The organism is Bradyrhizobium cytisi, from assembly GCF_008123515.1.
Lineage (GTDB): Bacteria > Pseudomonadota > Alphaproteobacteria > Rhizobiales > Xanthobacteraceae > Bradyrhizobium > Bradyrhizobium cytisi.
Map to the genome: position 1 here is coordinate 161,292 of NZ_VSSR01000016.1, position 13,591 is coordinate 174,882.

A 13,591-nucleotide genomic window follows, 5' to 3' on the forward strand; every position below is an offset into this window, starting at 1 on the left:
GTCTCTCCTGTGTCGATCAAAGTCCAGCTACGGCATGGATGCGCGGCTTCTCGCCGACGTCACTTTGCGTCGAGCCGCCGAGGTAAAGCGCCTTGATATCGTCGTGGGTGCGCAACGCGTCAGACGGGCCGGACAGCACGCTGCGGCCGTTCTCAAGGACGACGGCATAATCGGAAAAACGAAGCGCGACCCTCGAATTCTGTTCCGCAACGAGGATCGAGAGATTCTGCTCGCGGTTGAGTTGCTTCAGCGCCCGGAAAATGCCCTGGACCACCAGCGGCGCAAGCCCCATCGACGGCTCGTCGAGCACCAGGAGGCGCGGTCGTGACATCAGGGCGCGGCCGATTGCGGTCATCTGCTGCTCGCCACCCGAGGTGAGCCCGGAGATCGACCCGCGATGATCCTTCAGCCGCGGGAACAGCTCATAGACCTGGTCAAGATCAGAGCGAATCACGCGAGACTTTGCGTCCCGGCCAATAGCACCGGTGATGAGGTTCTCTTCCACTGTCAGCGAGCGGAAGCAATGCCGGCCCTCAAGCACTGGAACGATCCCAGCTCGGACCAGCTTCGCGGGCGATGCGGATGCAATGTCGTGGCCATCGAAGACAATGCGCCCGGCAGCCACTTGACCCCGCCGCGCCGGCAAGAGCGCTGAGACCGCCTGAAGCGTCGTCGACTTGCCCGCGCCGTTTGCGCCGAGCACAGCGACGATCTCACCGCGCCGAACCAAGAGCGAGACGTTGTTCACGGCGCGGATTGCGTGATTGTAGGTTGCGGCCAATCCCTCGACCGAAAGCAGAACGTCACTCATGCCTGATCCATCCCCTCTGAGACCTGCGGGAGCCGACGGCGCCCGCAGGGACCGAGCGTTGCGTTGCGCTATTGGCTCACGGGATCATCGCCGGATGTGCGGATTCTGATGCCATGCTCCTTGGCATAGGCAGCCGACGACTTCTCGATGATCGGTCGGAGGAACGCCCAGTCCGGCGCGATCCAGTCCGAGACGACCTTCCACTTGCTGCCGTCCCACTGTTGGAAGGTGACGCGGCCGTCGCCCTCGTGATTGTCCCAAGTCACATTGATCGAGTGGAACAGGCCTTTCGCGCCCAGAGCCTCCACCCGGGCCGGATCGAGCTGCAGGTGCTCAAAGCCCCAGCGGACTTCGTCGCCGGTCAGGGTGCGCTTGCCGAACTTGGCCTGCGCGATCCGGATCGCTTCGACATTGAGGATACCGTTCACGATTCCGAGGTTGTGATAGACGCTGCCGATTCGCTTCTTGTCATCGAGGTTGCCTTTGTTCGCGCCATAGACGGTCTTGATCACCTCCTGCAGCACCGGATATTCGGCGCCGGAGGCCTGGGTCGTGATCGCGATATAGCCCTTGGCCGCGTCTCCGGCGGGAATGACGTCCTCCTCGGAGTTGGACCAGACGTTGCCGATGATGTGGTCGGCGGGGAAGCCGACCTTCTGCGCGGTCTTCAACGCCACCGGATTCATCACGCCCCAGCCGCGCAGCACCACGTAGTCCGGCTTCGCCCGACGGATCGAGAGCCATTGCGATTGCTGCTCGTTGCCCGGATGCGGGACCTCGATCTGCTCCAGGCTGAAGCCGTACTTGTCCGAAAGCAATTTGTAGATCGGGATCGTCTCCTTGCCGTAGGGCGAGCCGTGATAGAGCACGACGATTTTCTTGCCCTTGAGTTTGTCCGGACCGCCCTCTCTTGACGCAATGTAGTTCACAATGCCGGACGTCTCGCTGTAGGGATTGAGCAGCAGCGGAAAGACGTAGGGGAACACGCGGCCATCAGTCGAGTCGGTGCGGCCATGATTGATCGTGATCAGCGGCACCCTGTCCTTGGTGATGCGGTCGATCATGGCATAGGCAATGCCAACCGACAGCGGGTTCCAGGCCGCGATCCCGGGATGGCTCTTCAGGCGCTCATAGACCTCGACGCCGCGCTCGACCTCGTACTGGGTCTCGCCTTCGTCCCAGGTCAGCTTTACGCCGTTGACACCGCCGTCGCGGATGTTGATCAGATTGAGATAATCGATGAAACCTCCGAAGAACCCGGTGCCGCCGGCGGCATAGGGACCGACGCGATAGCTCTGCAGCGGGAAGAATTGTTCGTCGGCGTGCACCGCAAGCGTTCCGGCAAGGCCGACGGCAAGTGCCGCGCCCATCGTCACCTTCAGACGTCTGAACATGTTCATTGCAAGCTCCATTGGGTTAGGCAAATCTCAAGTCGGTATCGCCGGGCGCCTGGCGGGCCGAAGGGCGGACCAGGCGCGGTCCCACAGGGCGATCAGCCCGCGTGGCTCCGCGATCAGAAAGACGATGATGAGTGCGCCGATCACGATATGCTGGCTCATCTCCAGCACGCCGGAATCGAACACGCGACCGAGCACGGCGGCGCCGATACGCGACAGCAAGAGCGGAAACACCACAATGAACGCCGCGCCGATAAAGGAGCCGCGCAGCGAGGCGAGCCCACCGATGATGATGATGAACAAGATCTGGAACGAGCGATCGAGATTGAAGCCGGCCGGCTCGACAGTGCGCAGGTACGCAAACGCCCAGAGCACCCCGGCCACGCCAATGAGGAAGGAGGATATTCCGAAGGCCAGGAGCTTGGTGCGCAGCAGCGGCACGCCGATCACCTTGGCCGCGATCTCGTGGTCGCGTACCGCAATGAAGTTGCGGCCGGATTGGGAGCGCAGCAACCGTAGCGTCAGCAGGGTCAAAACAACCACGATCGTAAGCGAGAAGACGTAACGTTCTGCGGCGGTCGCAAACGAGACGCTGCCAATCCGAAGGACCGGCGCATCGATGACGCCGGATGGATTGTCGTTGGAGAACCAGCCGAATTTAGTAAGCGCCCACTGCACGAAGAATTGCGCGGCGAGCGTCGACACCGCGAGATAGAACCCGCGCAGCCGCAGACTCGGCAGCCCGAACACGATGCCGATGGCCGCTGCGATGCCGCCGGCCAGCACCACATCGACCAGCAGAGGCAATCCCGGGACGCGGAGATGAAGATTGTACGCGGCGTAGGCGCCGACCGCGAGGAAGGCGGCCGAGCCCAGCGAGACCTGCCCGGCATAGCCGGTGAGAACGTTCAGCCCGACGGCGGCCAGCGCCAGCACCAGAAATGGCGTGAGCACCGCATCCAGCAGATAATCCGAACCTGCGAGTGGAACGACGCCATAGGCGACCACGATGCCGATCCCGATCCACAGCGTCTCGGCGGTGGGCCTATTCGTCTTGGTGCTAGCGAGAAGGGCCATTGGCTACACCCTCTCCACCAGCTTTTGTCCGAACAGACCGGATGGGCGGATTAGCAGGAACCCAAGCGCCACGACATAAGCTGCCCAGACCTCGATGCCGCCGCCGAAGAATGGTCCGACATAGACCTCCGCCAGTTTTTCGATTGCGCCGACCAGAAGTCCGCCGACGATCGCGCCGGCGATTGAATCGAAGCCGCCCAGCACCAGCACCGGCAGCGCCTTCAGCACGACGAGCGACAGCGAGAACTGCACGCCGAGCCGCGCGCCCCATGAGAGCCCACCGACCAGCGCGACGATCCCGGCGACCGCCCAGACCGCGCCCCAAACCCGCGGAAGCCGCAGGCCGACCGCAAGCGCTGCAAATTGATCGTCGGCTACCGCACGAAACGACAGCCCGGTACGGGTGTAGCGGAAAAACAGCGCAAATAGAGCGACCAGACCGCCTGCGACCGCCGCCGCGAACAGATCGAGCCGGCTGATCAGCACGCCCGCGACGTCGAACGGAGTATCGCTGATCCCGATATCGAGGCCATGCACCTGCGTGCCCCACAGGAGCTGAGCAGCACCTTCGATGACGTAGGAGAGCCCGAGGGTTGCCATGAATAACGTGATCGGCGGCTGGTTGACCAGCGGCCGCAGCACCGTCCGCTCGACAGCGATGCCCAGGACGATCATAATCGCCAGCGTTGCCGCCAGAGCCGCGGCAAACGGCGTGCCGCGCTCGACCAGGCTCACGAAAGTCAGCGCGGCGAACAACAGCATCGCGCCTTGCGCGAAGTTGAGCACGCCGGACGTCTTGTAGATCAGCACGAACCCGATCGCGACCAGCGAATACATGACCCCCGAGAGCAGGCCACCGATCAATACCTCAATTAAGAATTGATAGTCGAACATCAGACCGCGAGCTCCGTAGCGTCCTCATGCGCGACGCCGAGATAGGCATCGATCACCGCCGGATCGGCGCGGACCTGGTCTGGCGTGCCGTCGGCGATTTTCCGCCCGTAATCGAGCACGGCCACGCGATCGGATAGCCCCATCACGACGCCGATATCATGCTCGATCAGGACGATGGTGGCGCCAAGGCTGTCGCGGGCGTTGCGCACATGCTGCGACAGCTCCTGTTTCTCGGCGAAGGTTACGCCGGCAAACGGCTCGTCCAGCAGCAGAAGCTTTGGCCGAGCCACCAACGCACGCGCAAGCTCGACCCGCTTCTGCACGCCATAGGGTAGCGTTCCGGCAAAGCGGTCGTGAACGTCGTCGAGATGCAGGAAGCCGATGACCTCTTTCGCCGCCGTGCGGTTCTCCTCCTCGATCCGCCGCGCCAGGGGCGCGCCCATGATCTGCCGCAGAAATCCCGCGCGCATGCGGTGCGCGAGCCCCATCTGCACATTGTCAAGGACGGAAAGTCCCTTGAACAGCGCGAGATTCTGAAACGTCCGTGCCACGCCATGGGCGGCAAGCCTCGCAGTCGGCACCTGATCGAATGAGTGCTCGCCGAACTGCACTTGGCCCCGGGTGGGCCGGTAAAGCCCGCTGACGATGTTGAGCAACGAGCTCTTGCCAGCGCCGTTTGGTCCGATCACTGCCCGGATCTCGCCCTGCGCAACTTCCAGGTCGACATCGCGCAGCGCAGCGACACCGCCAAATGTCAGCGAAATCTTTGCCAATCCAAGCGCTGGATTTGCGAGCGTTTGGGCTGCACGCTCGGTGCGGCGTTCTGTGGCGTTATCGCGTTCTCGGGTCGATCCATGAATCTGTTCGTCTGGAGGCTCCTCCTCCAGACGAAGCACGCCCGCCCCTGTCGCGATCCCGGACACCTGACTGTTTCTCCTTAAATCTATTCGGCAGCCTGAACGCGGACGGGCGCCTTCGCCTCGAGCTCGCGGACCAGCGGGATCACATGCTTGCCGAAATATTCGACCTCTTCCTGGAAATGCAGGAAGCCAAGCAGAATCAGGTCAGCGCCGGCACGCTTGAGCTCGATAATGCGCTCGGCGACCTGTTGCGGCGTGCCGATCAGGTTCGAGCGGAAGCCGTCATTGTACTGAACGAGGTCCTGGAGGGTGGACTTGGCCCAATTGCCCTCGCGCTCGGGGCTGGCGTTGCCCGCATTCTGGACTTCGTGGTGGAAGCCGCGCACCGCGTCCGGGATCGCCTTGTCGAGGACCTCCTGCAGAACGTCCTTGGCTTCCTTCTCCGTCTGGCGAACGATACCGAAGGCATTGATGCCGATCTTGGTTCGCCAGCTCTTGCCGAAGGCTTTTTCCTTGGTCCTGATGTCGTCAACCTGCGCTTTGAGGCCGTCGGGCGTATTGCCATTGGTGAAATACCAGTCGGACACGCGAGCAGCCATGTCGCGGGCTGCCCGCGAGGAGCCGCCCTGGAAGATCTCCGGCAGCGGATCGAGCGGCTTCGGCTTCAGCGAATAGTCGTTGAACCGGTAGAAGTCGCCCTTGAGCGTGAAGCTCTCCTGCGTCCAGATCCCGCGCAACGCATTGATGAACTCCTCCGAGCGGCGATAGCGCTCGTCGTGATCGAGCCAGGGCTCGCCGATGGCATGGAATTCGCCGCGGAACCAGCCCGAGACGATATTGACCGCAACACGCGCATTGGTGAACTGGCTGATGGTCGCAATCTGCTTTGCTGCGAGCGCCGGATTCCAAGGCCCGGGAAGGAGAGCCGCGATAACCTTGAGCTTTTCGGTCGCTGCGAGCAGCGCGTGCGAGAAGCTGACGGATTCGTGCTGTTTGTCAGCTCCGTAGCCCGCCGTGAAGCGAATCTGGCTCAAGGCGTAGTCGAACCCGGCCTTCTCGGCGATCTGGGCAAGCTTGCGATTGTAGTCGATGTCCCAGCTGGTGCGTTGCTCGATCGATGAAATGACGAGGCCACCCGACACGTTCGGCACCCAGTAAGCGAATTTGATCGGATTGTTGATCGCGGTCATCTGTTTACCCCTCAAGAAGTAGGTCTGCGGCGAAATGGACGACGACTTGAGGCAGGCAGCAACATCCACAGACGCGCGCCGCTGCTATTCAAGCCGTCGCTTAGGTGACTGATTTGGGAGAGCTACAGCGATCTGCGGCGCGATCGCGTCGGCGCATCTGGCGCAGCGTCAACAGAAGGACGAACACAAGTCATCGACAAGCTCTGCGCGTAAGCGAACCATTCACCTCGTCGAAGATGTTGTTGCGCATCATGAGCGTCCCTGACCGGCATCATTGCCTGATGATCGATCCTCTCAGAGAATGTGCGAGCCCGCGAGTCTAAGACGCACTATTTTTTGTAGTACGGAGATAATCAGTTTTCGTATTTCGCCGCGAACGCATTGTTTTGTTGCTGCGCGGTGAGAAACAGGGTCTACCGACTCGTCACCTGACGAGTTCGCGTTCGCTGAGCTCGCGATTGCAAGCGCGTGAGCACCGCGCTTGCGGAACAGGCTGTCGCCGAGATCGAGGCCGCAATCCTGCGAGGTGCATCTCTGTCTGACGTCCGATCAACGCACGGGGGGCCGCAGCCGCGGTTTATGCCGCCAAGGTCAACGGCACACGCGTTGCACTGGACGTCAACTCACGCATCTTCGACCTGACGGGCGCGCGATCGAGATCCGCCCGCTACGGCTTCGACCGCTTCTGGCGCAATGTTCGCCCCCACACGCTGCACGATCCGGTCGGCTACAAGGCGCGAGAGGTCGGCAACTTCGTGATCAACGGACGGATCACCTCCGATCCTCTCTACAGCTATAGTCCGTGCGCGGACGCTGACTTGCTGCGCACGCAACCAGCTCCAACCCATAGACTGCGACTGCTCGGCGCTCTCCAAGGAAATCAGCCTCCAAACCGTACCCTCCGCAGAGGAATATTTCCACGCGTGCCTTACGTGCACGACAATTCTTGCATTCTCGCAAGGCGATCTACCAAAGCATCAAATCGTTGCTTAGAAAACACGCAGAGCGCACGACTTTTCGCCAAGCTCAGCACCGAAACCGTTCGCCTTCGTTGGAGATTGCCATGTCGCGCTTGCCGCTTCGCACCATCGATGATGCACCAGCGCTCGCGAGGCCGCGCCTAACCGCGGCTCAGCAGAACAATGGCTATCTGCCAAATCTGCTCGGACTGCTGGCAAATGCACCCGTCGCGCTGGAAGCCTACCAAACGCTTTCCGCGATCAACGCGAAAGCAAGCCTCAGTCCGGCGCAACGTGAGGCGGTTCAGATCACGGCTGCGGCGATCCACGGCTGCGGCTTTTGCGTCGCCGGACATACCGCGATCGCATACAAGAAGATCGACTTGGACAAGACGATCGTCGACGCGCTGCGGGGTCTCGACCAGGGACCCGATCCGAGGCTCAACGCAGTGGCGGAGTTCACGAAGGCCGTCATCCGAAACCGCGGTAATGTGGCCGATCGCGAACTGGCGGACTTCCTGGCTGCAGGTTTTGACGAGGCCGCCGCGCTGGAAGTGGTGCTTGGCGTCAGTCTCGCAACGTTGTGCAACTTCAGTAACAACCTCGGTCGACCGGCGCTCAATCCGGAACTGGCACCGTATGTGTGGCGTGGCGCTGAAGTGGAGGCTGCGGAGTGACCACGGTTGCGATTGGTGGCTCGATCCTGTCGAGCGAGATCCGGGCTTGGCTCGATCATGACGCACTGCTTTTCGACAGAGTCTCCCACGGCGCCTCTGCGATCGTTCCGACACTTGGCAGAGCTGGCCTGTTTGGGATCGGCGTGCCGCGCCACCTTGGTGGCGACGGAGCCACTTTGGCGGATGGAGTTCGCGCGATTGCGGCCGTATCAGCGCGATCGTTGACGGCCGGTTTCGTCTTCTGGGGCCACCGCACCTTCATCGAATATCTGCTGCAAAGCCCGAACGCGCGGTTGCGTGAAAAGCTTCTGCCCGACCTGCTGGCCGGCCGACGAGCCGGCGCGACCGGCCTGTCGAACGCCATGAAGTTCCTGAACGGGCTCGAAGCGCTCCAGGTCACGGCGTCGCGCCGGGATGGCACGCTCTGCCTCGACGGCAAATTACCGTGGGTAACCAATCTGCGGAAGGAAGGCTTCGACGTCGCGGCTGCCGTCCAGGATGACGACAGCAAGCCTGCTTTCATCGTCAGTCTGTCTTCGGACGATGACGGCTTGGTCCGCACGGCCGATCTCGACCTCATGGCGATGCGCGCGTCGAACACGGCCGCGATTGCGATCGATCGCCTCGCAATCAATGAAGACAGGATCATTCATCCGAACGCTGGCAACTGGCTTCCCCGGGTTCGTCCCGCATTCCTGGGCCTGCAATGCGGCATGTCGATCGGGCTCGCCCATCGCTCGCTCTGCGAGGTGGACAGCCTGATCGGCAACGGCGGTGTGCTGGCGGCCGCGGCTACAGGGCTCACGGCAGAACTTGCGGCCCTTGAAGAGCAGCTGCTGTCGCCGCTCGACGGACCTTTCTTTATCGAACAGCCTGTTGCGCTGTTTCAATTGCGCATTCGGCTCGCCGAAATCGTCAACCAGTCGCTTCAACTCGAGCTGGGCGCCACGGGTGGCAAGGCCTATCTCTCGGCGCCCGGCGAAGGCTATCAACGGCGCCTCCGCGAGAGCGCCTTCATTCCGGTGGTGACGCCAAGCCTTGTGCAGCTCGAAACCGTGATCGAGGCGCATCGGCGACGTGCGGCCGAGCGCGAAATTGCATGATAGGCCAAACGATCCTCGAAGCCAACGCGGTCACGCTCCGCTATGACGGCGATCAGGGCAATGTCCTCGATCCCTTCGATTTTGCGCTGAAGCCGGGAGAGACTATCGGCATTCTCGGACCGAGCGGCGTCGGCAAATCCAGCCTGTTGCGGGTGCTCGCCGGCCTGCAACAACCGAGCAGCGGAGCGGTGCACATTCGCGGCCAGGCGCTGTGGGGACCGCATCCGCGGGTCTCAATCGCCTTTCAGGACCCGAGCCTGCTGCCCTGGCTGACACTGGAGCGCAACGTCGCATTCGGGCTCGACTTCAAGCATCAGCCGCAGCTCTCCCGCGCAGAACGTGCGCGCCGGGTCGATGAGGCGATCGCGGAGGTCGGTCTCTCGTCGGCGCGCAATCAATTTCCCGACCAGCTTTCCGGCGGCATGGCGCAGCGCGCAGCCCTCGCTCGCTGCCTCGCCCGCGAGCCCGATATTCTGCTGCTCGACGAACCGTTCGGTGCGCTGGACGAGGTCACGCGGTCGCAGATGCAGCGTCTGCTGCTGAAGATCGTCAGCGACCTGGGAACGGCCGTTGTCCTGATCACGCATGATATCGACGAGGCGCTGCTCGTGTCGGACCGGATTGTGCTGCTGGGCGGATCGCCGGCCCGCCAGATCGGCGAATGGACCGTCGATCTCGCCAAGCCCCGTGACGATGATGTCAGCGAACTCGGCCGCCTGCGCGTCGACATCGTCAGCGCCTTACGGCGCGCCTCCCCTGCCCACCACAAGGACGAAGCCCATGCCGTTTGAAGACGATTTCTCGCGCCGCGACCTGATGAAACTGACCGCGCTCCTGACAGCTGGCGGCGCGCTGCCTTTGCTCCGGACCTATGACGCGCGCGCGCAGGAAGCCGATGCACCCGTGCGGATCGGCTATCTGCCGATCACCGATGCGACGCCACTGCTCGTCGCCCACGGCAAGGGCTATTTCGAGGCTGAAGGCTTGTGGGCCGAGAAGCCGGTGCTGTTGCGGAGCTGGGCACAGCTCCTGGAAACCTTCATCTCAGGCCAGGTGAATGTCGTTCACCTGCTGTCACCGATCACGGTCTGGGCCCGCTTCGGCAGCAAGGTACCCGCCAAGGTGGTCGCGTGGAACCACACGGGCGGGTCCGCTCTCACCGTGCGCCCTGAGATCAGCAGCGTGAAAGAGCTCGGCGGCAAGACCGTTGCCATCCCGTTCTGGTATTCGATCCATAACGTCGTATTGCAGACCCTGTTCCGCGAGAACGGTCTCGTACCCGTAGCCAAACGCGAAGGCCAGCTCGCAGCGAACGAGGTTCAGCTCGTCGTCATGGCACCGTCCGATATGGTACCGGCGCTGGCCTCGAACCAAATCACCGGTTACATCGTGGCCGAGCCGTTCAATGCCGCCGCGGAAAACCTCGGCGTCGGCAAGGTGCTGCGCTTCACCGGCGACGTCTGGAAGGACCACGCCTGCTGCGTCGTCTTCATGCACGAACGTGATCTACGGGAACGGCGCGACTGGTCGCAAAAAGTGGTCAATGCGATGGTAAAGGCGCAGCTCTGGACCCGTGCAAACCGCGCGGAGACGGCGGCACTCCTGTCCAAGGACGGTACGAACCGCTACACGCCGCACGCGACTGCGGTGCTGGAGAAAGTTCTGTCGCCACCCGGGAGCGACAATGCCGAGTACCTGCAGAGCGGCGCCATTCGCAACGCGTCCTGGCTAGAGCGCCGGATCGACTTCCAGCCCTACCCTTACGCGAGCTACACCGAGGAATTGGTCCGTCGTCTGAAGACGACGTTGATCGAGGGCGATCATGCATTCCTCAACGACCTCGATCCCACTACTGCCGCGCGGGAATTGGTCGATGACAGCTTCGTCAAAGCGGCGATCCTTGCCGTGGGCGGCCTCAAAGCGTTTGGCTTGCCTGACGCATTCGAGCGCCAGGAACTGATCGTCGCATGAGCGTGAGCTGGGCCACGGCCGATCCGCCTAAGGCTGTTCCGGCCGGGCGGCCGATTTCGTCCTCGTCTGCCTGGCGCGCCGCGCTGCTGAGGCAGACGATCGGCATCGCCGGACTTGCCGTTCTTCTTGTCCTTTGGTGGGGTGGGACCAAGCTGATCGCTGCACCGGGCAGCTTCCTACGACATTTCTCGCCACTGGAGGCAGTCACAACGCTCGGCCGCCTTGCCACGAATTCCGACCTGCCGATCCATGTGCTGGTCAGCCTGCGCCGCGTTCTGATCGGCCTCGGCCTGGCGCTTGTGATCGGCGTGCCAATCGGACTGGCCGTCGGCAGATCTGCTCTGCTGAACTCCGCGACATCGCCGTCATTTCAATTTCTGCGGATGATCTCGCCCTTGTCCTGGATGCCTCTTGCCGTCATGGTGCTGGGCGTCGGCGATCGGCCGATCTACTTTCTGCTCGCTTTTGCCGCGGTCTGGCCGATCCTTTTGAGCACGGCCGAAGGCGTTCGACAGCTTCAGCCAGCCTGGCTCCGCCTTGCCGCCAGCCTCTCGGCGACACGATGGGAGACTTTGCGCCACGTTGTCCTTCCGGGCGTGCTTGCACACGTGCTGACCGGCTTGCGGCTCGCGATCGGCGTGGTCTGGATCGTGCTGGTGCCTTGCGAGATGCTCGGCGTATCGGCGGGGCTTGGCTATTTCATTCTCGATACCCGCGACCGGCTGGCCTATTCCGAACTGACCGCAATGGTTCTGGTGATCGGCCTCCTTGGCTTCCTGCTCGACGCGGCCGCACGTGGCCTCAATCGCCTCGTGACCCACAGGCACTGACGATCGCATCGATCAAGCGATGGGCCAGGCACACCTGGTCAAATCGGCGTCTGATGGTCGAATGCTCGTGCACACCGATACGGTGTGGCCTCGCTGGGTGCGACAACGGCTCTCACTATGGCGGAGGGGAAGCAGCGGCTCCAGCCGACGCTCCTTCTGCGCCATTTGTGCCGCATCAGGAGTTCCAGAAATGGCCCGCATCTTGCTTCGATGACCCGATGAAACGGGACTCGTGAAGGCGACCACCGAAGCCAAAGCGCATATCTTGCAGCATGGAGACAAAAGGAATGAACGATGCAATGGCCGATCTGCTGTTTTTGGCCGCGTCGAGCGGAGACGAGGTGGCTCACCCGGTTCCGGACAAAAATCTGAATCGTCTTGCTGCCAAGGGGCGCGCGTTGAGGAAAGGCTGGATCGTGCTCAAGCGCAAGGTGAGAGATCCGGCTTGTGGTGGGCAGGTTGAGGTCTTCCGCGTGACCGACGCCGGTAGAGAGCGCCTGGAGGAGCTTGGTGCTAGCAATGGTGCCGTCGAGCGCTTCAAAGTGATGCAAAACTGAGCGCCGCCTGGCGATTGGCCGCGGTAAGCGGAATGCTGATGCTCGCCGACATCGCCTGCCGCCGCATCGACATCGGTGTCGAGCAGCTTTTTCCAGGCGATCGGGCGCAGCTCGACAGCCTTCCCAGAGCCTGCGATGCGTGATCAATCGGAACGCCCGGTCGCGATCGCTCGGTGCGCGCAGCCTGCTATCCGGAGCTCCAAGAAGACAGGGGATCGGCGAACGCCGCGAAGGCCTTGTTGATGCGGGAGGTCAATCGGGCCGCTTCTTCGTGGTGAGGCCGTTCAGCGTGTCCCATTAGCGTCAGTGCTGAGAAGTACCAGCAATCTTCGCCCTAGCACCGATCCGGTAGAATATCTCGGACGCCGGCTCCCAAGTGTCTGGTTCCAAGAGGTTCCGCAACGCTTGCTCGGCCCCTGGAGCGCTGCTCGATCGCCTTCAGGTAGACGATCATCAAGCAGCACTTCGGCGATCTCAAGTAGTTCAGCCAGAATCCGGTCTCTTACGGGATTCACCATTGTTGAAATCACCCTGTGCACTCTGGGATAGTTTGCTGCACGCTTTCTCGCGTGGTGCAGCCATTTCGCGGTGAAATTCACCGAAACTGGAATCGAAATGCCATACGACCGAATCGACGCCCGCATCCTAAAGATCGTGCAAAAGAACAATCGTCTAACTTCCGAGGTAATCGGCGAACTCGCCGGGCTTTCTGCCACGGCGTGTCAACGGCGCCTGAAGAGGCTCCGTTCGGAAGGTATCATCGAGAGCGATGTCTCGATCGTTTCGCCGAAGGCGGTGGGACGGCCTATTCAAATGCTCGTGTTAGTGACTATGGAGCGGGAGCGTTCAGATATCATCGATAGATTCAAGAAGGCCATCAAATCGTCAGTCGAGGTGGTTAACGGATTCTACGTCACGGGAGACGCGGACTTCGTCCTGTACGTTACTGCCAGTAGCATGGAAGAATATGAAGAGTTCACTCAACGATTCTTCTACGTGAACCCGGACATCAAGGGCTTCAAGACGATGGTCGTATTGGATCGCGTAAAAGCGGGCTTTGCTGTTCCAGTTGAGACTCCGTGCAAGGAGTGACCAAACGCTGATGCAGTCGCTTTCTAAGGGTAATCAGATTAGCCCCGCGAAATCGCCGAGACAGTAGGCCGCGAGGCCTAGCACAAGATCCCAAGCTGTCGCAGATTAACCGATTGAAGCAAAATGGCCGACTGCAGCTTTATAGCGCCGCGAAGCTTATGTCTCGAGCGTGA

13 protein-coding genes are annotated in these 13,591 nt (G+C 61.8%); 7 read left to right on the forward strand and 6 right to left on the reverse strand.

Annotation, left to right across the window (positions count from 1 at the left end):
- Positions 1 to 16 precede the first annotated feature (16 nt).
- The 6 genes from FXB38_RS09875 to sfnG form a co-directional block, all read right to left on the reverse strand.
- Positions 17 to 811, reverse strand: a complete 795-nt coding sequence (locus FXB38_RS09875) for an ABC transporter ATP-binding protein (RefSeq protein WP_148750672.1) — start codon at positions 809 to 811, stop codon at positions 17 to 19.
- Between the two features lie 68 nt (positions 812 to 879).
- Entirely contained in the window at positions 880 to 2,211 is a 1,332-nt protein-coding gene (locus FXB38_RS09880) for an ABC transporter substrate-binding protein (protein WP_148750673.1), read from the reverse strand.
- 27 nt (positions 2,212 to 2,238) lie between these two features.
- Positions 2,239 to 3,285: a branched-chain amino acid ABC transporter permease gene (locus FXB38_RS09885; protein WP_148750674.1), complete on the reverse strand. Its 1,047-nt coding sequence runs from the start codon at positions 3,283 to 3,285 to the stop codon at positions 2,239 to 2,241.
- Between the two features lie 3 nt (positions 3,286 to 3,288).
- A complete protein-coding gene (locus FXB38_RS09890) occupies positions 3,289 to 4,179 on the reverse strand; it encodes a branched-chain amino acid ABC transporter permease (RefSeq protein WP_148750675.1) in 891 nt (296 codons plus the stop codon).
- Positions 4,179 to 4,952, reverse strand: coding sequence for an ABC transporter ATP-binding protein (locus tag FXB38_RS09895; protein WP_246229794.1), 774 nt, complete (start codon positions 4,950 to 4,952; stop codon positions 4,179 to 4,181). The genes FXB38_RS09890 and FXB38_RS09895 overlap by 1 nt, the downstream gene beginning before the upstream one ends.
- 170 nt (positions 4,953 to 5,122) lie before the next feature.
- Positions 5,123 to 6,229, reverse strand: coding sequence for a dimethylsulfone monooxygenase SfnG (gene sfnG / locus FXB38_RS09900; protein ID WP_148750676.1), 1,107 nt, complete (start codon positions 6,227 to 6,229; stop codon positions 5,123 to 5,125).
- Between the two features lie 1,063 nt (positions 6,230 to 7,292).
- On the opposite strand from sfnG, the gene FXB38_RS09905 reads away from it, so the two are divergent.
- From FXB38_RS09905 to FXB38_RS09935, 7 genes are all read left to right on the forward strand, one after another.
- Positions 7,293 to 7,865, forward strand: coding sequence for a carboxymuconolactone decarboxylase family protein (locus FXB38_RS09905; protein WP_148750677.1), 573 nt, complete (start codon positions 7,293 to 7,295; stop codon positions 7,863 to 7,865).
- Complete coding sequence (locus tag FXB38_RS09910; RefSeq protein WP_148750678.1) at positions 7,862 to 8,968, forward strand: acyl-CoA dehydrogenase family protein; 1,107 nt, start codon at positions 7,862 to 7,864, stop codon at positions 8,966 to 8,968. Before FXB38_RS09905 ends, FXB38_RS09910 begins: the two co-directional genes overlap by 4 nt.
- Positions 8,965 to 9,759, forward strand: coding sequence for an ABC transporter ATP-binding protein (locus tag FXB38_RS09915; RefSeq protein WP_148750679.1), 795 nt, complete (start codon positions 8,965 to 8,967; stop codon positions 9,757 to 9,759). Before FXB38_RS09910 ends, FXB38_RS09915 begins: the two co-directional genes overlap by 4 nt.
- Entirely contained in the window at positions 9,749 to 10,939 is a 1,191-nt protein-coding gene (locus FXB38_RS09920; RefSeq protein WP_148750680.1) for an ABC transporter substrate-binding protein, read from the forward strand. The genes FXB38_RS09915 and FXB38_RS09920 overlap by 11 nt, the downstream gene beginning before the upstream one ends.
- Entirely contained in the window at positions 10,936 to 11,769 is an 834-nt protein-coding gene (locus tag FXB38_RS09925) for an ABC transporter permease (protein ID WP_148750681.1), read from the forward strand. Before FXB38_RS09920 ends, FXB38_RS09925 begins: the two co-directional genes overlap by 4 nt.
- Before the next feature lie 287 nt (positions 11,770 to 12,056).
- Positions 12,057 to 12,326: a hypothetical protein gene (locus FXB38_RS09930; RefSeq protein ID WP_148750682.1), complete on the forward strand. Its 270-nt coding sequence runs from the start codon at positions 12,057 to 12,059 to the stop codon at positions 12,324 to 12,326.
- A 615-nt stretch (positions 12,327 to 12,941) separates the two neighbouring features.
- Positions 12,942 to 13,418 (forward strand): Lrp/AsnC family transcriptional regulator, encoded by a 477-nt coding sequence (locus FXB38_RS09935; protein ID WP_148750802.1) that lies wholly within the window; start codon positions 12,942 to 12,944, stop codon positions 13,416 to 13,418.
- Positions 13,419 to 13,591: the final 173 nt, after the last annotated feature.